The sequence below is a fragment of the Tellurirhabdus rosea genome, assembly GCF_026278345.1.
Classification (GTDB): Bacteria; Bacteroidota; Bacteroidia; order Cytophagales; family Spirosomataceae; genus Tellurirhabdus; species Tellurirhabdus rosea.
Map to the genome: position 1 here is coordinate 5,315,725 of NZ_CP111085.1, position 26,577 is coordinate 5,342,301.

A 26,577-nucleotide genomic window follows, 5' to 3' on the forward strand; every position below is an offset into this window, starting at 1 on the left:
ACCCGATTTAAGTATGCGTACACTCAAGTCAATACCCTTTCTGATTTTGCTGTGCCTGACGTTCGGCTCCGGTCTTCTGGCGCAACAGCCCGTGTATCAGGACAAACCGTTCTGGCAGGACTTTAGCGTGAAGTTTTATGCCGAGAAACCAACCCTGCAGGAAGTCTATTGCGACCGGAACGGCGCCGTCAAAGTCATGGCTTCGGACGGGCTGATGCATCCGTACGACGGGCAGTTTCTCTTTCCCGGTAAACTGCTGACAGATAACTCGTACCGGACGCTTAAAAACAAAAAAATCGCCGCCATCGCGCTGCACGACCAGCAAATCGTGTACTTGGACGACAAGGCCGTTCTGAGTAATGCCTGGGCGGGCAGCCTCTACTGCAAACACGAACTGCCCGGCGCCCGGATGCTGGCCGGAAGCCCCGGTTTTGCGTTCCTCATTTCCGACGGTTCCGGCCTGCATCTGGTCCGGGATTCCCAGACGCTTTTCAAAGGCAGGGTGACCGACGACGAGGTGATCGAACTGCGTTACCACGAAGCGGGTAAGCTGTTCTGGATTCTGGGGAAAAAAGCGCTGTACTCGTTCAAACCGGCGGGCAACACGCTGTCAACGGTATTCGAAGGGGCTAATTTTACGGCCTTCGACCTGACGGATCAGGGCCGGAAAGTGGTCATTGGCACAAGCGACGGCTATCTGGAAGTGGACGTGGCAACTCGGAAACAAAGCGGCGACATCCGGCGTAAGCTCCCCGACCCCCGGATTACGGCCGTTCGGGAGGTGGCCGGAAAACTGTGGTTTGGCTCCCCGACGGGGGCGTTCGCGCTTCGGCCCGACGGCAAATTCGATTATTACAACGGCGAACGCTGGCTGCCCGGCAACGAGGTGGTGCAGATCGAGAAAGGGCCGAAACAGTCGGTGCTGGTGCTGACTAAAGGCGGGCTGGGCCAGATTTGCTTTAAATCCATGACGCTGCACGACAAAGCGATGGTTTTTGAGGAACAGGTGCGCAGCCGCCACATTCGCAACGGGTTCAATGCGTCGCTGGATGGCCTCGAAAAAGGAAATATTGCCACCGGCTATATGAGTGATTCGGACAACGACGGCCTCTGGACTTCCATGTACCTGGCAGGCGAAGTGTTCCGCTACGCCGCGACCAAAGACCCCGACGCCCTGCAAAACTGCCGCGAGTCGCTGGACGCGATGGAGCGGCTGTACACCATCAACCCGGTGCCCGGCTTTCCGGCGCGTTCGTTCGAAAGGAGCGGTTTCGGCAAATCCCTGGCCGATCCCGAACGCTGGCAGCACGCCAAAGACCCCGAATGGGACTGGAAAGCGACCACGAGCAGCGACGAAGCCATCGGACACATTTTCGCCTTCGGAGCCATCGCCGAACTCATCCCGGACCCGGTGATGAAGAAAAAGGCCGTTACGCTCATCGACACGCTGATGAGCCATATCGTCAGAAACGATCTGTACCTGATCGACTACGACGGCAAACCGACGCTCTGGGGCAAGTGGAATCCGAAGTACGTCAACGGGTTCGATGTGTCGGTGGGCGACCGCAAGCTGAACTCGTCGAACATCATCGGCATGCTCCAGACGGCTTATTTTTTCACGAAAAAGGAAAAATACAGGCAGAAGGCGTTCGAACTGATGGACAAGCACGGCTACCTGGAAAACCTGATGCGGCCCATGAGCGTCATCGGCCGGGCACCGGACAGCGCCGACCCCCACGCCAAAAACCTGTCGGAAAGCTGGAACCACTCCGACGACGAAATGTACTTTGTCGGCTACTGGGGTCTTTACCGCTACGCCTTCAACGAAACCCTCAAGGCGCAGTACAAAAAGGCGATTCTGGACCACTGGCAGGCCGAACGGCCGGAAAAGGAGGGTGCCTGGAACATCTTTACGGCCATGGTCGGTACGAAGGAATTTGACCTGCCCGAGGCCGTCTGGTATCTGCAGGAGCACCCGCTGGACCTCATCGACTGGAACATCCAGAACAGCCACCGCAAGGACATCGAAATGCTGGCATCCAACTTCCGGAACCAGACAACGAAGGAAGTGCTGCCTCCGGACGAGCGGCCCGTGCAGCGGCACAACGCCAACATGTTCAGCCTCGACCGGACGCGCGGCAACGGCGTTTCGGAACACAGCGCCGGGGACATCTGGCTGCTGCCGTACTGGATGGGACGCTATCTGGGCGTCATCAGCGGCCCGGTGACGGAAAGTGCGATTAGCCGGAAATAATTTTCTCGCAGATTTCCGCTGATTTACTTCGCAGATTCTCGCAGATGGATCGTGTTTCTGCGAAAATCTGCGAGAAAAATCAGCGGAAATCTGCGAGAAACAACTCATTTTTTCAACGCTTCCTCGACCGCGTTCCCGACATTTCCGCTGGGCGGCAGAATGTGCAGCAGCGCGGAAAGAGTCGGGGCGATGTCCGAAATGGTCGTCCGACGGAGCGTTTCGCCCTTGTTGACGCCCCAGCCGTAAAGCAGGAACGGCACGTGGGTATCGTAGTTGTAAGGCGTCCCGTGGGTCGTTCCGGTAGCCCCGCCGGGGAACCAGCCCGGCTGCGTGACAATTTGCAGATCGCCGCTCCGTTTGGCGTTGTAGTTGTTTTTAAACAGGCCAAGCAGGTAATCATTCAGGTTGGAACTGCCGAGCGTCCTGAGGTTGATCACGTCGGCGATGCCTTCCATCGGCAGCAGCGCTTCCCGGATAGCCTCTGCGGCGGCTTCCACGGTTACCTTCTTTTCCCGGAGGGCTTTGTGATTCAGATAAATCTGGAAGTTTTCGCTCGCCTGCAAATAATCCCCGGCCCCAAACGCATCGTTCAGCGCCTTTTTGACGGCCGCGCCTACCTGACGTTCGTTGATGAGCCCGGCGGGCAGGTTATGCTGTTTCCAGAAACCGGGAATGTCCATCACGCCGTGGTCGGCCGTCAGGAAGACCGTGTAATTGCCTTTGCCTACCCAGCCGTCGAGGAAGTTGAGCAGGTCGGCAAATTCAAGGTCGAGGCGGAGGTAGATGTCTTCCTGTTCGACGGAGTTGGGGCCGAAGGCGTGGCCGATGCGGTCGGGCGTGGAGAAGCTGACCGCCAGAAAATCCGTGGCGGGCCCTTTGCCCATATTTTCCCCTTTGATGGCGGCAATGGCCATGTCTTTGGTGAGCGTATTGCCCCAGGGCGTCGAAAGTACGGCCCCGAAAGCATCACCGGCGAGTCCGGCTACGTCGTAGGGCAGCACGGGTTTGGAGGCACCGGGGAGCTTGGCTTCGTAGGGCTGGTCGTCGGCGGTGCTTTCGGTGTACTGGTCCGGCGGCAGCATCGTCTGCCAGCCGCGTTTGGCGTATTCCGAAGGCAGCCGCTTGGCGTTCTGGTCTTTGGCCCACTGCGGCAGGTCGGGCATGTAAAACGTGCTCGTTACCCAGTTGCCGGTTTTGGAATCGAACCAGTAGGCACCCGTCGCGGCATGGCCCGCCGGCAGGATGGAACCCCGGTCTTTGATGGCTACGCCCACCGTTTTGGAGCGGAAATTGGTCGCAATCTGAAGCTGGTCCGTCACGGTGCTCGTCAGTAGGTTCCGGGGCGACATTTTGCCCACGGCGTTGTTGGTACTACCGACGGTCTTCACGGTGCTGTCTTCCACGCAGTAAACGCTTTTCCGGACAATGGGGTCGTACCACTCGTTGCCGACGATGCCGTTGATGGACGGGATGGAGCCGGTATACACCGCCGCGTGCCCCGCCGCCGTGACCGTCAGGGCGTAGGGATAATGGTTGTTGCGGCAGTTGAAGCCCTCGTTCAGCATCCGTTTGAAGCCGCCGGGACTGTATTTGTCGTAATACCGGTAAAAATAATCGTAGCGCATCTGGTCGACGACGATGCCCACCACCAGCTTCGGGCGGGGCAGCGCCGCCGGTGCGGCCGCTTTTTTCGGAGACGACTGGGAAAACGCGGTCCAGCTAACGAGGGACGCGGCAATAAGCAGGAAATACTTTTTCACGATTGGAAATTTTACTTTTTCTCCGCCCTTTTGCGGGCTTTGTATTCTTTGAATCGACGGTTATATTCTTCAATCTGCTCCGGTTTGTACCGGTTTCGGTACTCCGTGGGCAGGTCGAGGCGTTCGGCCGAGAGGGTCGGGGCCTGGTCGAGGAGCGTGTTGCGGCCTTTGCCGTTTTTCTGTAAATCAAACGAATCGTACAACTGCCCGGTGACCATATACGAGCGGTAGCTCAGCGTCCCGGCGTCCACCGAAATGATCTGGTAAAGCTGCGTGTTCGAGCCCGCCCGGTCCATCCAGTCCTGCAGGCCGATGTCGTACATTTTGGGGCCGCTCACCGACACGACGTAAATCGGGCCGTCGGGGTGTTTGCGGCTGTTACCCAGCGGCATGTTCAGACCCCGACCGTAGGTATGGTCGTGGCCCTGCAGCACCAGATCGACGCCGTGTTTGCGGTAAATCGGCTCCATCCGGGCGCGCCATTCGTTGTTGTCCCGGCCGCTTTTGGTCGAATAAATGGGGTGATGGTGCACCACGATGGTCCAGCGGTTCTGGTTTTGGGTCAGGACCTCCGTCAGCCAGCGCGCCTGTTCGTCCAGAATGGTCGAATCGAGCAGGGCGGCCTGCGAATTGAGCGAGATGAACCGAACGCCCTGGTAATCGAGGTAGTAGGCCGTTTCCTTCAGCCGTTCGGGGCCATTTTCCGGGAGCACAAACGAGGGCCGCCAGTGGTACGAAACCCGCCGTTTGCCGCCCGGTTCCTGAAAGTACTCATGGTTACCGGGCGAGGCCAGCGTAGGCACCATGCCGTTGATCCAGCCCCCGGCCTCGAACCATTCGCCCCATTGCCAGTCGGCGTTTGCGGTCGTAATCAAATCCCCGGCATGAATCATCAACTGGGCTTTGGGCAGTGTCGAATAAGCCCCGCGGATGGCCCTCGACCACAGGGAACGGATGTCGTTCTGGGCATCGCCGAAATAATAAAACGAAAACGGAGCGGGCTTAGCCTCCGCCGTCCGGAAATGAAACCATTCGCTCCAGTGCGTGCCGTCGCCGACCCGGTAACTGTACTGGGTGGCCGGTTTCAGATTTTTGAAATGCACCGAATGATACTGCACCCGTTTGCCCTCGATCACGACGGCTTCCGAGCTGGCCGGGACTTCGGTGGCTTTGCCCACAAATTCGGGCGAGGGGTCGGCTTCGGCGATGGCGCCAACGGCCCTGGTGACGGTGGAGTCGGTCCGCCAGTTGACGGACTGCGAGGTGGCCGGGTTATCCTGCCAGCCCAGAGTGAGGCGGTCGGGGTACGGAGAAGGAGGGTACGGTTTGTGGGTTTGCGCCAGGGTCGGCAACGAACAGAACAGCAACGCAATCCAGCGAACAGAAAAAGGCATGTGTGTAGGTGTATTCGTCTGTTTACGCCTCCGCGGACTCATTTATGCGGGGCGTTTTTTAGGTTGGGTTTGGCCCGCCAGCTTGCTTCCGGACCAAAGCGCGTATGATACGTTTTTTTATCCAGCTTCGCATAATCCGGATAGCGATAAATCAGGCGGTTTGTGAACAGGAACAGGACGGCCGACAGCAATACCGCTCCCGCTGCCCTCAGCCACGCTTTTCGGTATAAAGCGGAAAAGTCGGTTTCTGTACTGATGGGAAGGGTGGGATCTTTTTCTGAAGCATAAACCAGGAGAAGAACCGTCAGCAGGACGGCATTGGCAAAAATAACCCATTCGGTCAGCAGGCGGCCCGGCGTCCAGCCTACGAGCGCCCGTTCAAAATTGCCGATCACCATCACCCAGAGCAGCATCAGCAGGGCCAGCTGCCCTTTGCCCAGCGCGGTTTTGGGCACAAACGCCAGCGGCTCTCGCCAATGCCTGCGCACCACGGCGACGAACGCCCCGGCCAGCAGCAGCCACGACAGGGTATACCAGCCCTCCGGCGTCAGGTGGAGGCCGGTGACGCCCGGCAGACGACCCACCAAAGGCATGTCCCACAGGGCCGGAAGAGGTTCGGTCGCTCCCGAAACGATCCGCTTCCAGACGGCGGGGTCGAGCTGGCTGCTCCATTCCTTCACATTTTTGACCAGATTAACGTACGGCAGGGCAAGCAGGACAGAGAAAACGGCAAAGGCGGTCGTCCAGCGCCCTTTCGGAGGGGCTTCGCTCGCGGACGGGGAAGTCGGGTGCAGCGGCAGACGGGTAGCCAGCAGGCCCAGCGCCACGGCAATCGCCAGTCCGTTGACAAAGCCGTAGGTCTGTTCCAGAAAGCTGTGCCAGTTCTGGTGCTGCCAGTTGGCCCAGCGGCTAATGATTTCCTGATCCAACGCGGACGTTCGGCCATCGGCGACGAGAATGCGCGGATTGCCGGGGGCCATCGCCAGTTGTTTGACCCACTGCATGCCCGAAAAGCCCAGCCCGCCAATGGTGCCGCTCACGACCGCCGCCAGCATGACCGCCCGGTAGTTGTTTTTGTGCAGCCAGCGCAGGAGACCGAGGAATACGCCCAGTATGCCCGCCCAGTCGTCGCCGCGGGGAGGAGTCATCCGCAGACCGCCGATTTCGGTAAAGAAAAGGCTGCCCAGCACCGGAAACGCCAGAAAACAAAGAAACCAGCCAACCGCCAGATGCACCACCAGCGAGGCCCCGTGGCGGAATTTTCCGAACCGGAGGAAGTACAGCGTACAGCCCGCCAGCAGCCCGAGGACGATCCCAACCGCTTCGGGATAGTCGCCGAACCACTGCGGCCAGTTGTTCAGGAAATTGTCCGGCGCAAAGGCCGGTTTGCCCGTCGCCGGGTCGAGGTAGGAGGGGTCGCCCAGCGGGTAGGTCAGGGCGGTGGTCAGGGGTTTCAGCAGCCCCGCCGCGTCCAGACCCCGCTGCAGGAGCCAGCCGCCGACAGCCCCGGCCAGCCCGAAAACCGGCAGCCAGAGGGTGTTGGCTTCTTTTCGCTGCATCAGGTCGTAAAGACAAACTCCGGCCAGCGCAAACAAAGCGGCCAGATAGTCGGCATCGAACCAGTACAGGGGGCTTTTGTGCCGCGACCAGGTCGCGTCGAACCCAAGGCCGTGCTGCAGGGCGCCGGCGATGCGGTCTTCCACGAAATCCTGAATCACCCAGGCGGCAAAGACGAACACGAGGGGCCGGAAAAGAGCCTCCAGTTGCGGGCGGTCGGCAACGGCGGCCAGGGCCGTACCCGCGCCGCCCAGCGCGGCCCACAGAAATCCGATGAGGAACAGGCCCGTATAGCCGAACCACTGTGAGGGCAGATGGCCGCTTTCGGTGAAGGAGATGACCTGCATGTAGGAAATGGAGCCGCCGAATCCCCAGCCGATGGCGCCCAGAAAGGCGACATAGAACACGCGCTCCCGCCAGTCGGGTCGGCCCGAGAGGAGGCAGACGGTAAAGGCAGCCAGGCATCCGGCAAACGCCGCCCCGTACTCATGGCCAAAATTGCCGCGAATGCCCCAGCCGATGGAAAGCGACAGACCCACTAGCAGAAGGGTACTTTTTCGCCAGGCGGGCGACGGTTGACGGAGGGCTGTCTGGGAAGGCTGGGTTCCGGCGGTGATCATGCAGACGTTCAGCGAAGGGGATCATTCGGCAGAGACTCCGTCTGAAGTTACCCATAATACGGTAGTTTTTGCCGTTCAGGCTACTTTCAAAAGTGAATAATTTGTAGAATTAAGTAGCCTGAATAAAGGCAGTAGGAGTAATAAAAGGCAACCGTTCACGATTTAACCGAATACGACACCTGTGAAAACTTTACCGGAAGGACTATGGCCCGTCATGCTCACGCCGTTTACCGCGACCAATGAGGTTGACCTGCCGGGGCTGGAAAGGCTGACGGCGATGTATCTGGAAGCCGGGTCCAGCGGCCTTTTTGCCAACTGCCTGTCCAGCGAAATGTACCAACTGACGGAGGCGGAACGACTGCTGATCACCCGGACCGTGGTCAACGTCTGCGGCGAGGCGGCCCCGGTCGTCGCGACGGGCACGTTCAGCCGGGATACCTCGGCCAACGTGGCGTTCATCAAGCGTCTGTACGATACGGGAGTGCAGGCCGTCATTCTGATTACCGGCATGCTGGTCGAGCCGGACGAAAGCGAGGAGATACTGAAAGAACGGCTGGAGCAGATTCTGGAACAGACGGACGGTATTCCGCTGGGTGTTTACGAATGCCCGATGCCTTACAAACGCCTGCTCAGCCCGGCGCTGATGAAGTGGATGGCCGCCACGGGCCGGTTCGTTTACCACAAAGACACCAGCTGCAACTCGCCCGCGATGGTCCGGAAGGCGGAAGCCGTCAAAGGCAGCCGCTTTGGGCTTTACAACGCCGATACCACCACGGCGCTGGATTCGCTGGAGGCGGGCTTTCGGGGTATTTCGCCGATTTCGGCCAACTTTTATCCCGAGCCGTACAGTTTTCTGCTCCGGGAATACCGGACCCACGGCCGTACCGAGTCTCTCAATCGCCTGCACGCCCTGCTGACGATGATGGACCGGGTGACGCACAATTTTTACCCCTATGCGGCCAAGGTTTTTCTGCAGCGGCGAGGGCTGAAAATCGAAACCAACACCCGTATTCCGGCCGAGGCCCTGCCCAATGCCGACCAGCTCCGGCTGTCCGCCCTGATGGAGTCGTTCCGGGCGGTGGCCGATCTGTATTCCATTCCCCTGATTCTGTAGCGACGTTGCCCGCCCTGCCGAGCCGTCAAACCTGTTTGTATGAGAACGCTGCCTATTCTTGATCTCTTCGTCATTATCCTGTACCTGGTGGCCATGGTCGCCGTGGGCGCCTGGTTTTCCCGGAAAAACAAAAATGCAGACCAGTTTACGACGGCCTCGGGCCGGATTCCGGGCTGGGCCATCGGCCTGTCGATCTACGCCACGTTTCTGAGCAGCAACACCTTTCTGGGCGTACCGGGCAAGGCGTTCGGCAGCAACTGGAACTCGTTTGTCTTCAGCCTGTCGATGCCTCTGGCGGCCTGGGTTGCTACCCGGTTTTTTATTCCGTTCTACCGCCAGACGGGCGAAGTGTCGGCCTACACCCACCTCGAACACCGCTTTGGTCCGTGGGCGCGAACCTACGCCGTGGTTTGTTTTCTGCTGACGCAACTGGCCCGGATGGGGTCGATCTTCTTTGGCATTGCGCTGAGCCTTCAGGCCCTGACGGGCTACCCGATGGCGACCATCATGGTGATCGTGGGGACCTGCATCATTCTGTATACCGTCATGGGCGGCATGGAGGCCGTCATCTGGACCGAAGTGGTTCAGGGAGTCATCAAGACCGCCGGCGCGTTCATCATTCTCTGGCTCGTGGTCGACGGAATGTCGGGCGGGGTGGACCGGATTGTCGCCATCGGCCGGACCGACAACAAATTCAGTCTGGGCAGTTTTGCGCCCGACTTCACCCAGGCCACGTTCTGGGTCATTCTGCTGTACGGGTTTTTCATGAATCTGAACAACTTCGGCATGGACCAGAATTACGTGCAGCGCTACCATACCACGACCTCCAAGCGGGAGGCAGCCCGTTCGGTCTGGCTTTGCGTGTACCTGTACGTGCCTGTTTCGCTGGTGTTTTTCGTGATCGGCTCCTGTCTGTACGCCTATTACCAGACCAATCCCGACCTAATGGACGCGGTACGGATGCAGGTCGCCACGGAGCGACTGCCGAACGGGTCGCCGGCCGCCATCCGGCAACTGGCCGCTACCCTGCAACCGGCCGACGTCGGCGACAAGGTCATGCCGCATTTCATGGTGACGCGGGTTCCGGCGGGTCTGGTCGGGCTGATTGTGGCGGCCATTCTGTCGGCGGCGATGAGCACCATCAGTTCGGGCATGAACGCCTCGGCGACAGTGTTTTCGCTGGATATTTACCAGCGGTACATCAATCCGGCGCTTTCGGAGAAAAAGGCCTTGCGGCTTCTGTACCTCGCCACCACCTTTTTCGGCCTGCTGGGGATGCTGACCGGCATTGCCATGATCGGGGTCAAAAGCGTGCTGGATGTCTGGTGGCTGCTGTCGGGCATTTTTGCCGGAGGCATGCTGGGGCTGTTTTTACTCGGCATCATTTCCCGAACCACCCGGAATGCCGAAGCCCTGACGGCCACCCTGATCGGCATTCTGGTCATCGTCTGGATGACTTTTTCGGCGCAATTGCCCGAGGAGTACGCCTTTCTGCGCAACCCGCTGCACCAGAACATGATTATGGTCGTGGGCACGCTGACAATTTTTCTGATCGGTGTTTTGCTGACCCGTCTCCGTCGTCCGAAACCGGCGCCGGTCGAAACGGTCGCCTGATGCCGGTTTGCGGAGCGGCTCATGGTCCCGTGTCCCCCGCCGGAAGCCCCTTTCCGGTTTCTATTTTTCGGCCCTGGTGGACCGGGCAGTAAATACCTGCGGCAAAACCGCTCTGGGGGTGGTTAAAGGTCTGGGGACAAAAGAAACCAACCCATGAACAGAGCGAGTTATTTGTTGCTGCGCCTTACGGTGGCCCTCAGCATGTTTGGTCACGGTTTGGTCCGGCTGCCCAAGCTGGACAAGTTCAGCGCCGGGATGGTGAAGAACTTCGAGAAGTCGATGCTGCCGGAGGTGCTGGTAACGCCCTTTAGCTACGCGTTGCCATTTGCCGAACTGCTTTGCGGGGTGTTGCTCCTGTTGGGACTTTTTACGCGGCTGGGGCTGTATCTGGGCGGGGCCATCATGCTGACGCTTGTTCTGGGCAGTTGCCTGATCGAGCAGTGGGACGCGCTTCCATCCCAGATGATTCATGTGGCCTTTTTCGCGGTCCTCCTGCATTTCCTCCCCAGCAACTCCTTTGCTTTGGACAACGCAAGAGGGCGCCGGGACCATTGAAACGTAACCATCATTCTCATTATGGATTTACAATTAAAGGACAAGACCGCCTTTGTCAGTGGCTCGACGGCCGGAATTGGGCTGGCCATCGTCGAAGTGCTGCTGCGGGAAGGCGCGACCGTAATCCTCAATGGCCGTACGCCGGAAGCCGTCGAGCAGGCGGTGGAAGGTCTCAGAGCGGCCAATCCGGCGGCCTGGGTTTCTGGTATTGCCGCGGACTTTGGCCGGGCAGAAGACGTAGCCCGCCTGATGGAAGCGCTGCCGGAGGTGGATATTCTGGTCAACAACGTGGGCATTTTCGAGCCCAAACCGTTTTCGGAAATCCCGGACGAGGACTGGTTCCGTTTCTTTGAAGTCAATGTCATGAGCGGCGTGCGTTTGTCGAGGCACCTGCTGCCGAAAATGCTTTCCCGGAACTGGGGTCGGATCATTTTTATCTCCAGCGAGTCAGCCATTTTTATTCCCGATGAGATGATCCATTACGGAATGACCAAAACGGCGCAACTGGCCATCAGCCGGGGACTGGCTGAGCTGACGAAAGGCACCGCCGTGACGGTCAACGCCGTGCTGCCCGGCCCGACCAAAAGCCGGGGCGTGGGGGATTTCATCGAAAGTCTGGCCCGACAGGAGCAGGTAGAGGTTGAGGAAATGGAGAAGATTTTCTTCCAGAATTTCCGGCCGAGTTCCCTGATTCAGCGGTTTGCCAGCCCGGAGGAAATTGCCCATACGGTTGCCTATCTGGTAAGTCCGCTGGCTTCGGCGACCAACGGGGCGGCCATCCGTGCAGAAGGAGGGCTGGTCCGCTCGATTTTATAGAACGCGGCAGGTGGTTTTCAGCTGTTTTTTGAGCAAAAAAGAAGCCTCGCCGTTTCGGGCGAGGCTAACTTATTGATTTCCTGGAGCCCCCAGTCGGGATCGAACCAACGACCTACTGATTACAAGTCAGTTGCTCTACCAGCTGAGCTATGGAGGCGTTTCCGTGAAAACGTGATGCAAAAGTAGGCTTTTTTGTCTTTCGCACCAAGCGTTTTGTTAGAAAAATATGCAAAAAACCGCGTTTTTGCTGCTTTTCAGTGGGTTAGAGAAGGCATTTTCCCCTAACCCGCCGAACTGTTATCTCGCTTCGCGCAGGGCTTTCAACTGGCGCTTCAGATCGCCAAGCTGCTTCTCGGCGGCTTCAATCTTACGGTCGATTTCGGCGCGCAGCTTGTCGGCTCCTTTCGACCGGGCGAAGAACTCGATGTTGTTGCGGTAAACGGCAATGTCGTTTTCCAGCGCCGTCATCTTCCGGCGGATATCGCCTTCTTTCTTCTGGGCGTCCCGCGGCGGGCCCGACTCCCGAATCATTTCGGCTTCGTTCTCCATCGTCAGACGCTCTTTCTCCTTCGGCGACAGCTTGCCGCTGGCCCCGACGAGGGCGTTAATGGCGTTGATATAGCGCTTCTGAATCGACTGCATGTCCTTCTTCGGCACAAAGCCAATCGACGACCATTCCTGCTTGAAGACGTTCAGTTGCGAAAGGTCCGGATTGTCGCCCGTGGCGGCCGCTTCGATGCGTTCGATCAGGGCCGTTTTGCGCGCCAGATTTTCCTCAAACTCTTTCTCTACTTCCTGATTCTTCGCCCGCTTCTTGTTGAAGAAAGCGTCACAGGCGGCTTTGAAGCGTTCAAAAATGGAATCCTTGAATTTCTCCGGAACCTGACCGACGGTTTTCCATTGCCGTTGCAGCTCAATAACCCGCTGCGTAACGTCCTGGCCTTCCTCGCCGCTTTCCAGGATGGCTTCCACCTGCTCGCAGAGTTCGGTTTTCAGGCGAAGGTTCTGTTCGCGCTTGGCCTCCAGTTGCTTGAAGAATTCGCCTTTGTGGTGGAAGAACGTTTTCAGGGCCGCCCAGAACTTTTTGCTGAGCTCTTTGCCTTCCTCGCGGGGCATCGGTCCTTTCAGGGCATTCCAGCGCTCCTGCAGGGCCATTACCTCGCGGGTTTTGTCGTTCCAGTCGTTGATGCTGCTGGAGCTGAACGACGTAAACGGCACCAGTTCTTCGTACAGTTTTGATTTCTGTTCGTACAACTGGGCGCCTTCTTTCTTCATCTCCTCGTTCTGCTCCCGGCGGCGATCGTAAAGGGTGTCCAGCGACTTCTTGAAACGCTGCCACAGGACTTCCTGCTCGGCTTTGGGTGCCGGTCCGACGTGCTTGTATTCTTCGAAAAGCGCGTTGGCTTCATCGATAAGACCTTTGGTTACCGGCTTGCCTTCCGTCGAGGCCACGAGGGTTTCCACGCGCTCGCACAGTTCGGTCTTCAGGGTCTGGTTCTTTTTACGATCCAGTTCCTTCAGTTCGAAATAGATGTTCCGGTTGCTGTAATAACGGTCCACCAGGGCGTGGTAGGTAGCCCAGAGCGTCGCGTTATGCGGGGACGGCACGTTACCGGCGGCCTTCCATTCGTCCTGAATGGCCTTGAATTCCGTCCAGCTTGTCTTGGGGTCACCGGCGTTATTCTCGTCAGCTTCAACCAGTTCACGCAGGCGGCGGAGCAGTTCGGTCTTGGCGGCAAAGTTGTTATCCTTGGCCTTTTCCAACTGCTGGAAATACTGATTTTTGGTATCTTTGATCTGCTTGTAAAGACTGTCGAAACGCAGAATGTCTTCACTCGCCTTGTATTCAAATCCTTCTTCTTCGCCGGTGTCTTCAATGTACTTCTGAAGGGCAGCGTTCCGCTCCGAGGATTTGATCTGATCGAACAGCGGACGCACTTCTTTGAGAACCTCGTCAGCCCGCCGGTAATCCGGGGCGGTGGCCGATTCTGATTTCAGAGACGCCAATTGTTTGTCCAGCAGTTCCACAAAATCCTGCTTCGTGTACTGGGAGTAATCCGTGGGTTCAGAAGCCTCCACCACTTCTTCCATTTCCAGTTCAACGGGTGCTGCAGGTTCCTGTGTCAGGTCATCACGCTCGGTGATTTCTTGTTCTTCGCTCGCCATACGATGGTTGTAATCGTTTACCTTTGCAAAACTATATAAATATCGCGGATTTCCGTCAGGAGATTCGTTTACCAACCGATTTTACGGCCCATGTCCCTTTCATTAGCCGATATACGAAAAGAGTATACCCTTAACGGGTTAGATGTAAAAGATGTTTTAGCCGATCCGTTCCGCCAATTTCAGCGCTGGTTTGACGAAGCTTTGCAGGCCGGAGTTGCCGAACCCAACGCCATGCATTTGAGTACGGTCGGGGAGGATGGCCGCCCGTCGGGCCGGATTGTGCTGGTCAAAGGCGTCGACCAGCGGGGGTTCAGCTTCTATACCAATTACCTGAGCCGCAAAGGGACTGAGCTGGCGGCCCACCCGGTGGCAGCCCTGACGTTCTTCTGGCCGGAACTGGAACGGCAGGTGCGGATTGAAGGAAAAATTACCAGGGTAAGCCCGGACGAATCGGACGCCTATTTCCAGAGCCGTCCGCGCGGAAGCCAGCTGGGCGCCTGGATTTCGCAGCAAAGCAGCACCATCGAAAACCGGGAGGTGCTCGCCCGGCGCCAGCAGGAACTGGAGAATCAGTTCGACGGCCAGACGGTGCCGCGCCCGCCGCACTGGGGCGGTTATCTGGTCAACCCGGACTATGTAGAATTCTGGCAGGGTCGCCCCAGCCGCCTGCACGACCGCATCGTGTACCGCCTGGCGGGAGGGGACGACTGGCGGATAGAGCGGCTTTCGCCGTAGGTGGAATGATTGAATATTGAATGATTGATAGGTTGATTAGCTCCGCAACTCTTATTTAAGGCGAAGCCTAATCAACCTATCAATCATTCAACATTTAATCATTCCCTACAGGAACGCTTCCAGCGTCTGCACGCCCAGCGTTCGGTCGCTGGTGTAGCCTTCGCCGTGGGTGACGCCGATCATGTGGCCGAATTCGCGGGAGCGGGCTTCCAGAAATTTCCAGAAATCCTCGCTGGAGATGTAGCTCTGCGGCTCGTGGCTGCTGGGGTCGAAGAATTGGCTGCGGTACGCCCGGATGCTTTCCTGCTTCTGCTCCCAGAAGTCCGTCACGTCCACCACAAAATCGGGTTTGATGTAGCGGTCCTGGATGAAGTGGAAAACCTGCTTCGGACGCCAGGCTTCCTGCTCGCTGCCGTCTGTATCCTGGGTTTTGATCTGCCGCAGTCCGGAATAGAAACAGGCCTCCCGAATCAGGTCGGACGCCCGGCCGTGGTCGGGGTGGCGGTCGAAGAGAGCGTTGGCCAGCACCATGTCGGGCTGATACCGGCGGATGGCCGCAATCAGGGCCATCTGGTGCTCTTCGTCATTCCGGAAAAAGGCATCCCGGAATCCCAGGTTCTCCCGGGCCGACAGACCCAGCACCCGGGCGGCGGCTTCGGCCTCCTGCAGGCGGATTTCCGGTGTTCCCCGAGTACCCAGTTCGCCGCGCGTTAAATCGATAATTCCTACTTTTTTTCCCCGGGCGACATGCGAAAGAATGGTTCCGGCGCAGCCCAGTTCGGCGTCATCAGGGTGGACAGCAATGACAAGTATATCCAGTTTCATAGTGCAAAAGAATAAGTCGATGGATGGCGGGCGGGATTGGCGGTCTGCCGCCGCGGCGGGTTCTGCCTCACCTGCCCGTCAATCGCTCGACTTACCAATCAGTCGTTTTAGTGTACCCTCAGCTTCTGGCCCGGCCGGATGCGGCTGCGGGTGCTGAGGTGATTTTTCCTCGCCAGGGTCGAGGCGGTCATGCCGTAGCGACGGGCAATGCTGGTCAGCGTTTCGCCGGAACGGACTTTATGGAGAACCGTCCGCTTCACTTTCGGCTTGAAACCCGTCAGGTCGCCTCCGCGGCCACGAAGGTAATCCCAAACATTTGAAGTCAGGATGAAGTGGTCGGAAATAAGCCTGTTCTGCGGGAAATCGTAGAGATGCATGGGACTGAAGGGGTTGCCTTCGTACCGGGTTTCATAGTGGAGGTGCGAGCCGGTACTGCGTCCTGTGTTACCGCCCAACCCAATCTGGTCGCCTGATTTGATCAGTTGGCCGGTTTCGACGAGCGCTTTTGACAGGTGCCCGTACACGGTTTCGAGGCCGTTGTAGTGGCGTACGAGCACAAACCGGCCGAAGCCGTTGCCGTCCCAGCCCACCACGCGAACAATGCCGTCAAAGGTAGCGTATACCGGGTCGCCGGTTTCCAGATCCAAATCCACGCCTTTGTGCCAACGGCCCCAGCGCGGCCCGAATATGGAGGTGATTTCGTTTTTTGTCAGCGGCATGGACCAGAAATGGTTCTGGGTCTCGTCGTAAAGTTTAATATCGATAACCTCGTCAAAATCAAGCGGGTCGATGCCGTAGGGGTCTACCGAGCGGGAGTCCCAGACCGCGTAGTAATCGGCAATTTTGACCCAGTCGTCGCCGACCTGCACCGAATCGACGATCTCCACTACGCTCACTTCGCCTTCGTCGATCTCGGTCGTATCTTCAGCCACCACCGGATTCACTTCCTTCTTCGGTTCGAACTGGCTGTTGAAGCGGAGACTGGACGTTTCCTGTTCAAACTCCTCTTCCGGTTTTGGGGCCGGTTCAGCCGACGGTGAATTTGGATTCGATTTGGGCTTGATGCGAACGTTGTTTTTAAACTTTCCGCGTTCCTGTGCCTGTACAGTGGTTACGGTTCCACAACATACAAAGCTGGCCAACAGCCACCAGACTGCCAGTTTTCTCATCCTTTTTAGGTTTGACCTGATGAATTTTGAATGTTGAATTATGAATGTTGAATATAGCGCTGCCTCAATTCAAGTACGGAGAGTGGCGGAACCATTCAACATTCAAAAATCAACATTCAAAATTCACACCAGGTGGTGGTTACTCGATTAAGTACTGCTTATGCTGTCTGCACTTCGTGCAGTTCCATTTCTTTCATGGCCAGAAAACGTTCGGCGTCGAGGGCCGCCATACAGCCCGTACCAGCGGCCGTCACGGCCTGGCGGTAGATGGTGTCCTGCACGTCGCCGCAGGCGAAGACGCCGGGGATGTTGGTGCGGGTGCTTCCTTTTTCCGTAAGGAGGTAGCCGCTCTCGTCCATGTCCAGATATGACTTGAACAGGTCGGTATTCGGCTTGTGTCCAATCGCCACGAAAAAGCCTTTGACGTCGAGAATGCGCTCCTCGCCGGTCACCGCATTTTTAACGCGGGCGCCCACGACTTCATTGTCACCCAGCACCTCCTGCGTTTCCGTGTTCCACAGAATTTCGACGTTGGGCAGCGATTTGACCCGGTTCTGCATGAATTTGGAGGCGCGCATCTCGTCGCGGCGGACGATCATGTAAACCTTGCGGCAGAGGTTGGCGAGGTAGCTGGCTTCTTCGGCAGCCGTATCTCCGGCTCCGACGATGGCTACATCCTGACCCCGGAAGAAAAAGCCGTCACAAACGGCGCAGGCCGAAACGCCGTGCCCGTTCAACCGCATTTCCGACGGCAGACCCAGCCATTTGGCCGAAGCGCCGGTCGAAATGATGACGACGTTGGCCGTGATTTCGTGCTGATCGTCCACGATCGCTTTGTGAGGATACCCCGAGAAGTCGACCGCCGTGACCACGCCGTAGCGGATGTCCGTGCCGAAACGCCGGGCCTGAGCCTCAAAATCCATCATCATCTGTGGACCCTGAACACCCTCGGGATAACCGGGGAAATTATCGACTTCCGTCGTGATGGTAAGCTGGCCGCCCGGCTGGGCTCCCTGATAAAGAACGGGTTTCATGCCCGCGCGGGATGCATAAATAGCGGCAGTATAACCGGCCGGGCCGGACCCTATGATTAGGCAATTGACGTTTTCGGTGGTCATTGTGTCAAAATCTGTTTCCTGTACGAATCGTTTGTGTAACTAAAAAGTATACAGAAAAAACAAATACAAAGGTCGGAAAAATTCCCGCTTACGCAATGAATACTGAATAATGAACAATGAATAATGAAACTCAAGGTGTTCATTATCAACAGGTAATGCTTCGGGCCGTGTTATTCATTGTGCATTATTCAGTATTCATTCAGAGAATCCGCCATTCAATCCGGCGATTTTGCTGCCGGTTTTCCTCCGAACTGTTCGGGACAAGCGGTTTGGTTTCGCCGTAACCGGCCGACCGGATGCGCTCGGGGCCGATGCCCGCTTTGACCAGGAAGGAGACCACGGACTGGGCCCGTTTCCGGGATAATTCCAGATTGGCAGCGGCATCGCCCCGGTCATCGGTATGGCCCGAAATCTCGACCTTTACCGTAGGGTTCTGTTCCATAAACTGTGCCAATCGGTCAAGTTCCACGCGGGACTTTTCGGCCAGTCCAAAACGGCCGCTCTCGAAAAAGATGTTGTTCAACGTTTCCCGACCCGCCGACCGGATCGGCTCCAGCGGTACGCTCAGGTTCAGCCCTTCGCCTTCCCGTTTCTGCTTGAAATCGAAGGAAAGGCTTTTGAACAGATACCCCGGAACGTTGACGTACAGGGCATATTCTCCGCCCGAGGGCAGAACGGCGGTGTACTGCCCGGTCTCGGCATCCGACTGGACGCGGCTGATGACCTTGTTGGTCTCCAGATCGATCAGTTCAATTGTGGCCCCAAGCGGCTTTTTGGTGCCCGCATCGGCGATGACGCCTTTCAGGTAACTGACCGGTCTGATCTTTTCCCGAATCGAGGCGGGCAGATCAAAAACGTACAGTTTCGAGCGCTGGACATCGCCCGACTCTTCGTGCGAGTAGTACGCCCGGGTCCCGTTGGCGGCTACAAATAGGGCCGCCTGGTCGTCGGCGGTATTGATGGGATATCCCAGATTCTGCGGATTCGACCAGCCCGTGGCCGTGCTGTCGGCGATGAACAGATCGTAACCGCCCATGCCGATATGCCCGTCCGAAGCGAAGAAGAGCGTTTGCCCGTTGGCGTGGATAAACGGGGAGGCTTCGTCGAAGGCGGTGTTGATGTTTTTGAGATTAAAGGGCGTTTGCCACTGGCCGTCGTTGCCCAGCTGGCTGCACCAGATATCCCGCCGGCCAACTCCGCCCGGCCGGTCGGAAACAAAAAAGAGCCGCCGACCGTCGGCCGACAGGGCGGGCTGGGAATCCCAAAAGCGGGTATTAACCGATGGGCCGAGGTTTTGCGGGGCCGACCATTCGGTGCCGGTTTTCCGGGAAATGTACAGGTCGCAGCTGCCGAGGCCGTTCCGTTCGTTGCAGGCGGTGAAAACCAGCGTTCGACCGTCGGCCGAGAGGGAAGGGGTTCCTTCGTTCCGGGGCGTGTTGATCCGTTCCGAAAGCGGACTCGGGGCGCTCCAAGTTTCGGCCTGCTGGGTAGCCACCATGAGGTCTTCATCGCCTTCCGGTTTCAGAACCGTAAAGACCAGCGTCTGCTCATCGGCCGTCAGCACCGGGAAATACTGGGAGGGAAACGCCTGCACTGCGGCGGGCAGCGGCCGGGGCTTGACCGGAAGCGGATTCTGAATGGCCTGCTGACCGAAAAGGGCCGTCTGCCGAAGCCGTTCGACGCGTTTTCCCTGCGAAGACTGGGGCGTGAAGAAGGTTCCGAATTTATCCAGATACGTCAGGGCCTGGCCGTACTGACCTTTTTTCAGCAGGTACGTCCCGACGAACTGATAGGCCAATCCCGTAGCCGGTTTGCCGGGCTGCTGGCGGATGGCCCGCTGGTAGGTTTGCAGGGCCAACTCGGGCCGACGGGCGTACTCGTAAACCTGACCCAGTTTCAGATGCGCCTCGGTAAAGGCGGTGTCCTGCTCGATGGCTTTGTTCAGCAGCTGGATGGTCTCCTCGGTCCGGCGCTGAGCAAAGTTCTCCATCGCCCGGTTATAGAAATCGAGGGCTTTTTTATTGCTGGTGGAAAGCGCTTCCTGTCCAAAGCCTGGCACGGCCAGCCCCACTATCATAACCAGCGACCAGAACCAGTGGGCGCGGGTTAGGGAATATCCATGTATTTGTGCGTTTGCAACGAAACCTGCCATTGCGGATGTGCTTTTACATAGTCAACGATGAGCGGCAGCATTTCGTTTGAACGGCTCCATTCCGGCTGCAAAAAGAGTCGGCAGTCGGGGCGCATCAGGGCGGCAAACGACTCGGCAAAGGCAAAGTCGGATTTGTTATAGATGATTACCTTTAACTCGTCGGCTTTCGCGTAAATGTCCGGATTGGGCTGCTTGAACTTCTTGGGCGAAAAACAGATCCAGTCCCAGGACCCGGTAACCGGATAAACGCCCGAGGTTTCGATATTGGTCCTGAATCCGGCCGTCCGGAGGGCCGCGGTCAGATTCGTCAGGTCGTGCATGAGCGGTTCGCCGCCGGTAATGACGGCCATGCGACCGGGGTAGTGCAGAGCCCCCCGCACAATTTCGTCAATCGGGTAATGCGGGTGCGCATTGACGTCCCAGGATTCCTTTACGTCGCACCAGTGACAGCCCACGTCGCAGCCGCCGAGGCGGATGAAGTAGGCCGCCCGGCCGGTATGCGCTCCTTCGCCCTGCAGCGTATAGAACGATTCCATGACGGGCAGCGTGACGGTCCCAGTTTCGGTTTGTTGATTCAGCACTTGGTTCATTGCGCAAAGATACGGAATTTACGGGCACCCTTTCCGCTGCCCGTTTTATGAGAAAATGTCTATGGCTAACCGTTCCCGGGGCCTTAATAGTTTCCGTCTTTCTGTCTGCATTCCTCTTTCGGAGTTCCGCCGTTTCCAGCCCCAACATCCTGTTCATCATGGCGGACGATCTGGGATACGGCGACGTGTCGGCCTACCGGGCTTCCGGGGGCGCAGCGGATGTGCAGACGCCTCATATCGACAGCATCCTGAACGCGGGCATCCGGTTTACCAATTTTTACGCGAATAGTCCGGTCTGCTCCCCCAGCCGGGCGGCCCTGCTTTCCGGCCGCTGGCCCGAACGGGTGGGCGTGCCGGGCGTCATCCGCGACGAAGTATGGGATAGCTGGGGCTATCTGGCACCGGGCCTGCTGCTGCCGGATTACCTCCGGAAGGCCGGTTACCATACCGCTCTGGTCGGCAAATGGCACCTCGGTCTGGAAAGCCCCAACCTGCCCAACGAACGCGGCTTCGATGAATTTTACGGCCTGCTGGAAGGGATGATGGATGATTACACGGCCAAGCGGCGGCATAACCAGAACTTCCTCCGGCACAACCGACAGACAATCGACCCGCCCGGCCACGCCACGGACGTGTTTACCGACGAAGCGATTCGGTATCTCAACGGCCGGAAATCGGCGCGTAAGCCCTATTTCCTGTACCTCGCCTACACGGCCCCGCACGATCCGCTTCAGCCGCCCGCGGCTTTTCTGGAACGTGTTCGTCAGCGCAACCCGAACGGAGACCCGCAGCGGGCGAAACTGATCGCCCTGATTGAGCACATGGACGTCTGCATCGGGCGGGTGCTGGCGACGCTGAAGGCAAACGGACAGCTACAGAATACGCTGATCGTCTTTACGAGCGACAACGGGGGATGGGGGCCGGGCAAGGCCAGCAACGGCCCGTTCCGTGGCGTGAAGGGACAGCTTTACGAAGGCGGCATCCGCATTCCGGCGGGCGTCTGCTGGCCGGGGAAAATTGCGCCGAATCAGCTGTCGGACACCCGGCTTCAGCTGATGGACTGGATGCCTACCTTTTTGGAGCTTTCCGGGACCAGAGCCGCGCCGCCGGTGGACGCCCGTTCGTTTCTAACAGTGTTAACCGGCCAGGAAAGCGCCAGAAGCGAATCTGCCGGGCTGGAAAGCCGACCGCTCTTTTTTGTACGCCGCGAAGGGCAGGATACCTACAAAGGACTGGCGGTGCAGGCGGTACGACTGGGCGACTGGAAGCTGCTGCAGCCCACGCCCTTTTCGCCCTATGAACTCTACAACCTCCGGAATGACCCGAAAGAAACGACCAATCTGGTCAACGAAGAAAAGAGTAAACGCGATGAACTGGTGAAGCTGCTGATGGAGCACATTCGCCGGGGAGGAGCGGTGCCCTGGCAGAAAAATTCGGACTGATGCAACCTTCCCTTTCGGCCACGCATCCTATAGCAACAAACGCTTTCACCCAGAAACCGGAAATATGAAATCTGTACCTTTTTTGACCTCGCTGGCGATGGCAATCAGCTGTCTTTCTGTCCAGGCGCAGACCGTAACCAAACAATTCGATGTGAACAAGTTTGACCGGATCGACGTCGGCAGTTCTATCGACGTGACGGTTCGGCAGGGAAATTTTAACGTGGAGGTGGACCTGCCCTCCGGCGAAACCAAATACCTCGATTTAAAGACCGAAAACGGCGTTCTGGTGGCCCGTTTCAAACGCCCGGCGGGCGAATGGATGTCGTCGGTGACCCGGAAGAGTCCGCATTTGACCGTGACGATGCCGACGCTGAAGGCTGTTACGCTGTCGGGCGCTTCGGACGGTAACATCAGCGGCTTCCGGAATCTGGACGAAGTAAACATTCAGCTTTCGGGGGCTTCGGACCTAATAATGAAGGATGTAGCGGCCCGGCGTATTCGCCTGAAAGCGCAGGGCGCTTCGGATGTGTCGCTTTCGGGAAGCGCGGATTACCTGGAGGCGGAAATGTCCGGTTCCTCGGACCTGTCGGCGGGGAATCTGGTAGCGGATGAGGTGGTGGTCCGGGCGCAGGGCTCAAGCGATGCGACAGTCAACGCCCGGCGAAAAGTCTCCAAATATGCGCGCGGCGGGTCCGACATCGTGGTGCGCGGGCAGCCCAGAGAAGTTGTGTCTGAAAAAGTGGACTAGAACAATCGGTCGTCAGTCGTCAGCGTACGGGAACGTACGGACGACTGACGACCGGGGTTAATTCACGCCGACCAGTTTGATATCAAACACCAGATCGTGTCCGGCCAGTGGCGAGTTGGCGTCCAGAACCACGTGCGTTTCGGAAACCGACCGGACAATGACCGGAATCACCTGCGCTTCTCCTTCCTGGTGCATGTTCAGGGGCGTTCCCACTTCCAGCGGAATATCGTCCGGAATCACCTGCCGGTCAAATTCAAAGATCAGATCCGGGCTGGCCGAGCCGTAAGCGTCCTCCACCGGAACATGCACCGTTTTGCTCTCGCCAATTTCCATTCCTTCCACGGCATCGTCAAATCCCTTGATGACCATCCCGCTGCCCACCACGAACTGAAGCGGGTCGCGGCCCTCTGACGAATCGAAAACCGTTCCGTCGGTCAATCTTCCGGTATAGTGCACCTGCACCGAGTCCCCGGCTTTTGCTTGCGCCATAAACTAACTGCTTATTGTTTATGGCAAAACTACCGAAAATGGAGGCGATTGTTTGGCGACCGCCCTATTTTTTCCGTTTCGCCGGGAAAATAATGGCGAAGCCGGAATTTGTCCGGTTTGACCGCCCGCTCTTTGCTGCTTCACGACGTCGTTTTTCCGTTTCGCGGGCTTTCCGATTGAAGATCGACCCGCCCGGAAAGTAGCTTTGATGCGTAAACAACAAATCATCTCTTCATGAAAACGAACCCATACGCTTTCTCGATCCTACCGTCCTCGTTTACCGCCCCGGCGATTAAACTCCTCTTTTTTGTGGCGGCCGCGGCGGCGCTGCTGACCGGCTGTAAAAAAGAAACCGAACCTGTAGAACCGGCCGGGGCCGTAACCGCCAATGCCGGTCCCGACCAGAACGTCCAGGTGGGCCAGACGGTTACCGTGGACGGGAGTGCCTCGGCCGACAGCAAAGGCAAGCCCCTGACGTACCAGTGGACCCTGATCCGGAAACCGGCAAAGAGCACTCTTACGCTTGCGGCCGCCAATGCCGTCAAGGCAACTTTCAGACCGGACGAAGTCGGTGAATATGAGCTTGAACTGGCCGTTTCGAGTGCTACCGGCAAAAGCAGCGACAAAGTCATCGTAACGGCTTCCGTTGCCGAACCGCTGGCGATCAATGCCAGCATTACCGTCAAAACGACGCTGGTTGACCGGGTCCTCAACCCCGAACTGCCTGATTACATTGTCACTAAGTCCATTGATGTAAACCATGAATTGACGATCAATCCGGGTGTGGTCATTGCCTTCGAACGGGATGTACGACTGAACATCAACGACAACGGCGGACTGGTCATTGCCAAAGGCGAGGCCGATAATAAGATTAAATTCGTCGGGGTGCAGAAAACCAAAGGCTACTGGGTGGGTATTGCCAACTATTCCGGAAGCAACGCCAACGTGTTCGAGCACACGGAGTTTATGCACACCGGTAGCCGCCCGATCTACAGCACCACCAAATCCGCCTTCTTCATGTCGGCCCGCTCTCAGGTTACTTTCAAGAATTGCCTTTTCTCCCAGAATGACGGCTACGGCCTGTTTGTCTACGAAGGAGGTATCCTGCGCGAGTTTTCGAAAAACGCCTTTACCAACCACACGGAAGCGGGTATTCTGCTGGACGCCGCCAACGTCGCCACGCTCGATGCTGCCTCTACCTTCACGGGCGGAAACGGTCGGAACGTCGTGGAAATCACCAACTCCGGCATTCTGAAAGGAACCAGCGAAATTGTGTGGGCCGGCTTTGCCGATAAAACGCCGTACCGCATCAACGGAGAATTTGCCGTCACGACGGGCTGGAAAATTGCCCCCGGTGTCACCATCGAACTCAACCGCGACGCCGTTATCCGGGTGAATTCGGATGGCTACCTGATCGCTAAGGGGACGAACACCGAGAAAATTACCTTTACCGGCGCCGACCGCACGGCAGCCTACTGGCGCGGCATCATCTGCTACTCATCGGACAGCAAAAATGCGGTGGAAAACGCCGAGGTGAACAACGCGGGCAGCATCGCCATCGTTTCGGGTAAGAAAGCCGCCATCGCTGTCTATGGCACCCGGGCCACCATGTCCATCAAAAACACCCGGATTTCGGGCAGCGGCGGCTACGGCGTGTTTGTCAGCTACGGAGCTTCGGCCAATGCCGACCTGACGACGGCCAACACGTTTGAAAGCAACGCCCAGACCAACGTGCTGATTGAGAAATAAAAAAGACCCGTCGCTGCCGACGGGTCTGTGAATCCTCCATCCGGTGCTATCGGGTGGAGGATTTGTGTTAATAAGCCCGGGCAAAAATCACCCGCTGCTTCGACGGTTTGCCGCTGTAGACGCAGACGCCGTCCTCTTCCTCCGCTTCGAGCGGGATGCAGCGAATGGTGGCTTTGGTGGCTTCCTTGATGGCTTCCTCGGTTTCCGAAGTGCCGTCCCAGTGCGCCGAAATAAAGCCGCCTTTTTCGATCTGTTCCTTAAACGCATCGAACGTATCCACCCGGAACGTGTTCGACTGCCGAAACTGAAGCGCTTTCTGGTAAATCGTTTGCTGAATATCGGCCAGCAGATTCTGGATATGCGCCACGATGCCGTCGAGCGATACGGTTTCCTTTGTTTTCAGGTCGCGGCGGGCAACTTCCACCGTGTTGTTTTCCAGATCGCGCATGCCCATAGCCAGACGGACCGGAACGCCGCGCAGTTCGTACTCGGCAAATTTCCAGCCCGGCTTGTTGGCATCACTGTCGTCGAACTTCACCGAAACACCCGCTTTCCGCAGTTCCTGAATGATGGGCTTTACCTTTTCAGAAATCTGCGCCAGCCCTTCGTCGTTCTTGAAAATCGGCACGATCACCACCTGAATCGGGGCCAGTTTCGGAGGCAGCACCAGGCCGTCGTCGTCGGAGTGCGCCATGATGAGCGCGCCCATCAGACGGGTCGATACGCCCCAGGACGTTCCCCAGACGTGTTCCAACTGGTTCTGTTTGTTCAGGAACGTCACGTCGAACGCTTTGGCGAAGTTCTGGCCGAGGAAGTGTGACGTGCCCGCCTGGAGCGCTTTGCCATCCTGCATCATGGCTTCGATACAGAACGTTTCGTCGGCACCGGCGAAGCGCTCGTTCGGCGTCTTGATACCCCGGATCACCGGCACGGCCATCCATTCTTCGGCAAAACGGGCGTACACGTCGAGCATCTGCCGGGTTTCGTCCATGGCTTCCTGAGCGGTCGCATGGGCGGTATGTCCTTCCTGCCAGAGGAATTCGGCCGTCCGCAGAAAAAGGCGGGTGCGCATTTCCCACCGCACGACGTTGGCCCACTGGTTAATGAGCAGGGGCAGGTCGCGGTACGACTGAATCCAGTTTTTATACGTGCTCCAGATGACCGTCTCGGAGGTGGGGCGCACGATCAGTTCTTCCTCCAGTTTGGCGTCCGGATCGACGACCACCCCCGAACCGTCTTCGGCGTTTTTGAGGCGGTAGTGCGTCACGACGGCGCATTCTTTGGCAAACCCTTCAACGTGGGAGGCTTCTTTGCTCAGGTAGGATTTGGGGATGAAGAGCGGGAAATACGCGTTAGAGTGTCCGGTTTCCTTGAACATATCGTCCAGCGCCCGCTGCATTTTCTCCCAGATGGAAAATCCGTACGGCTTAATAACCATACAGCCGCGCACGGCGGAATTTTCGGCCAGATCCGCTCTTTTCACCAGTTCATTATACCACTCCGAGTAGTTCTCGCTGCGGGAAGGAATTGCTTTTGCCATCGACTGTTTGTAGTAATTGACTTAAAATCAGGTGTAAAAAAATATTTTTCCGGCCCTTAAACCCTTGCGGAAGAAAATGGGTCTAATAGGGCAGAAAGGCATCCCATTGTCAGACAAACCGACCGCTTTGGGCTATTTCGTCGGAGGGTTGTAAATGGGCTTGCAAAGAT

General features: G+C 57.6%; 20 protein-coding genes and 1 tRNA gene. 9 read left to right on the plus strand and 12 right to left on the minus strand.

Annotation, left to right across the window (positions count from 1 at the left end; all coding sequences use genetic code 11):
• The first annotated feature begins 13 nt into the window (after positions 1–13).
• Positions 14–2,254: a ligand-binding sensor domain-containing protein gene (locus tag ORG26_RS22380; RefSeq protein WP_266365836.1), complete on the plus strand. Its 2,241-nt coding sequence runs from the start codon at positions 14–16 to the stop codon at positions 2,252–2,254.
• Between the two features lie 104 nt (positions 2,255–2,358).
• Here the strand turns inward: ORG26_RS22380 and pafA are convergent, their stop codons facing one another.
• Genes pafA through ORG26_RS22395 form a run of 3 tightly spaced genes read right to left on the minus strand, consistent with a single transcriptional unit; the run spans position 2,359 to position 7,585 of the window.
• Positions 2,359–4,014: an alkaline phosphatase PafA gene (pafA, locus tag ORG26_RS22385; protein WP_323134317.1), complete on the minus strand. Its 1,656-nt coding sequence runs from the start codon at positions 4,012–4,014 to the stop codon at positions 2,359–2,361.
• Positions 4,015–4,025: 11 nt separating this feature from the next.
• A complete protein-coding gene (locus tag ORG26_RS22390) occupies positions 4,026–5,408 on the minus strand; it encodes a purple acid phosphatase family protein (protein WP_266365838.1) in 1,383 nt (460 codons plus the stop codon).
• Positions 5,409–5,446: 38 nt separating this feature from the next.
• Positions 5,447–7,585: a hypothetical protein gene (locus ORG26_RS22395; RefSeq protein WP_266365840.1), complete on the minus strand. Its 2,139-nt coding sequence runs from the start codon at positions 7,583–7,585 to the stop codon at positions 5,447–5,449.
• A 181-nt stretch (positions 7,586–7,766) separates the two neighbouring features.
• On the opposite strand from ORG26_RS22395, the gene ORG26_RS22400 reads away from it, so the two are divergent.
• The 4 genes from ORG26_RS22400 to ORG26_RS22415 all read left to right on the plus strand — a co-directional run bounded on the left by ORG26_RS22400 (position 7,767) and on the right by ORG26_RS22415 (position 11,684).
• The gene (locus ORG26_RS22400) at positions 7,767–8,699 is read left to right on the plus strand and encodes a dihydrodipicolinate synthase family protein (RefSeq protein WP_266365842.1); all 933 of its coding nucleotides are present in this window, start codon (positions 7,767–7,769) and stop codon (positions 8,697–8,699) included.
• Between the two features lie 39 nt (positions 8,700–8,738).
• A complete protein-coding gene (locus tag ORG26_RS22405) occupies positions 8,739–10,313 on the plus strand; it encodes a sodium:solute symporter family protein (RefSeq protein ID WP_266365844.1) in 1,575 nt (524 codons plus the stop codon).
• A 153-nt stretch (positions 10,314–10,466) separates the two neighbouring features.
• Positions 10,467–10,868 (plus strand): DoxX family membrane protein, encoded by a 402-nt coding sequence (locus tag ORG26_RS22410; protein WP_266365846.1) that lies wholly within the window; start codon positions 10,467–10,469, stop codon positions 10,866–10,868.
• A 21-nt stretch (positions 10,869–10,889) separates the two neighbouring features.
• Complete coding sequence (locus ORG26_RS22415; protein WP_266365847.1) at positions 10,890–11,684, plus strand: SDR family NAD(P)-dependent oxidoreductase; 795 nt, start codon at positions 10,890–10,892, stop codon at positions 11,682–11,684.
• A gap of 81 nt (positions 11,685–11,765) precedes the next feature.
• Here ORG26_RS22415 and ORG26_RS22420 read toward each other — a convergent pair.
• A tRNA-Thr gene (locus ORG26_RS22420) sits at positions 11,766–11,841 on the minus strand.
• Between the two features lie 140 nt (positions 11,842–11,981).
• Positions 11,982–13,850, minus strand: coding sequence for a DUF349 domain-containing protein (locus ORG26_RS22425; protein ID WP_266365849.1), 1,869 nt, complete (start codon positions 13,848–13,850; stop codon positions 11,982–11,984).
• Positions 13,851–13,940: 90 nt separating this feature from the next.
• Here ORG26_RS22425 and pdxH point away from each other — a divergent pair, with 90 nt between their 5' ends.
• A complete protein-coding gene (gene pdxH, locus ORG26_RS22430) occupies positions 13,941–14,585 on the plus strand; it encodes a pyridoxamine 5'-phosphate oxidase (protein WP_266365851.1) in 645 nt (214 codons plus the stop codon).
• Positions 14,586–14,690: 105 nt separating this feature from the next.
• On the opposite strand, the gene bshB1 is transcribed toward pdxH, so the two are convergent.
• The 5 genes from bshB1 to ORG26_RS22455 form a co-directional block, all read right to left on the minus strand.
• A complete protein-coding gene (bshB1, locus tag ORG26_RS22435; protein ID WP_266365853.1) occupies positions 14,691–15,410 on the minus strand; it encodes a bacillithiol biosynthesis deacetylase BshB1 in 720 nt (239 codons plus the stop codon).
• Positions 15,411–15,517: 107 nt separating this feature from the next.
• Entirely contained in the window at positions 15,518–16,579 is a 1,062-nt protein-coding gene (locus tag ORG26_RS22440; protein ID WP_266365855.1) for a peptidoglycan DD-metalloendopeptidase family protein, read from the minus strand.
• Between the two features lie 158 nt (positions 16,580–16,737).
• On the minus strand, positions 16,738–17,697 hold the full coding sequence (gene trxB / locus ORG26_RS22445; protein WP_266365857.1) for a thioredoxin-disulfide reductase: 960 nt from the start codon (positions 17,695–17,697) through the stop codon (positions 16,738–16,740).
• Positions 17,698–17,896: 199 nt separating this feature from the next.
• The gene (locus tag ORG26_RS22450) at positions 17,897–19,774 is read right to left on the minus strand and encodes an OmpA family protein (RefSeq protein WP_266365859.1); all 1,878 of its coding nucleotides are present in this window, start codon (positions 19,772–19,774) and stop codon (positions 17,897–17,899) included.
• A 29-nt stretch (positions 19,775–19,803) separates the two neighbouring features.
• Entirely contained in the window at positions 19,804–20,439 is a 636-nt protein-coding gene (locus ORG26_RS22455; protein WP_266365861.1) for a 7-carboxy-7-deazaguanine synthase QueE, read from the minus strand.
• A gap of 47 nt (positions 20,440–20,486) precedes the next feature.
• Here ORG26_RS22455 and ORG26_RS22460 point away from each other — a divergent pair, with 47 nt between their 5' ends.
• Positions 20,487–21,881: a sulfatase family protein gene (locus tag ORG26_RS22460; RefSeq protein ID WP_323134318.1), complete on the plus strand. Its 1,395-nt coding sequence runs from the start codon at positions 20,487–20,489 to the stop codon at positions 21,879–21,881.
• A gap of 64 nt (positions 21,882–21,945) precedes the next feature.
• On the plus strand, positions 21,946–22,629 hold the full coding sequence (locus ORG26_RS22465; RefSeq protein ID WP_266365865.1) for a head GIN domain-containing protein: 684 nt from the start codon (positions 21,946–21,948) through the stop codon (positions 22,627–22,629).
• Between the two features lie 57 nt (positions 22,630–22,686).
• Here the strand turns inward: ORG26_RS22465 and ORG26_RS22470 are convergent, their stop codons facing one another.
• Positions 22,687–23,118, minus strand: a complete 432-nt coding sequence (locus tag ORG26_RS22470) for an FKBP-type peptidyl-prolyl cis-trans isomerase (protein ID WP_266365867.1) — start codon at positions 23,116–23,118, stop codon at positions 22,687–22,689.
• Between the two features lie 234 nt (positions 23,119–23,352).
• On the opposite strand from ORG26_RS22470, the gene ORG26_RS22475 reads away from it, so the two are divergent.
• Positions 23,353–24,867 (plus strand): right-handed parallel beta-helix repeat-containing protein, encoded by a 1,515-nt coding sequence (locus tag ORG26_RS22475; RefSeq protein WP_266365869.1) that lies wholly within the window; start codon positions 23,353–23,355, stop codon positions 24,865–24,867.
• A 67-nt stretch (positions 24,868–24,934) separates the two neighbouring features.
• Here the strand turns inward: ORG26_RS22475 and proS are convergent, their stop codons facing one another.
• Positions 24,935–26,407, minus strand: coding sequence for a proline--tRNA ligase (gene proS / locus ORG26_RS22480; protein ID WP_266365871.1), 1,473 nt, complete (start codon positions 26,405–26,407; stop codon positions 24,935–24,937).
• Positions 26,408–26,577: the final 170 nt, after the last annotated feature.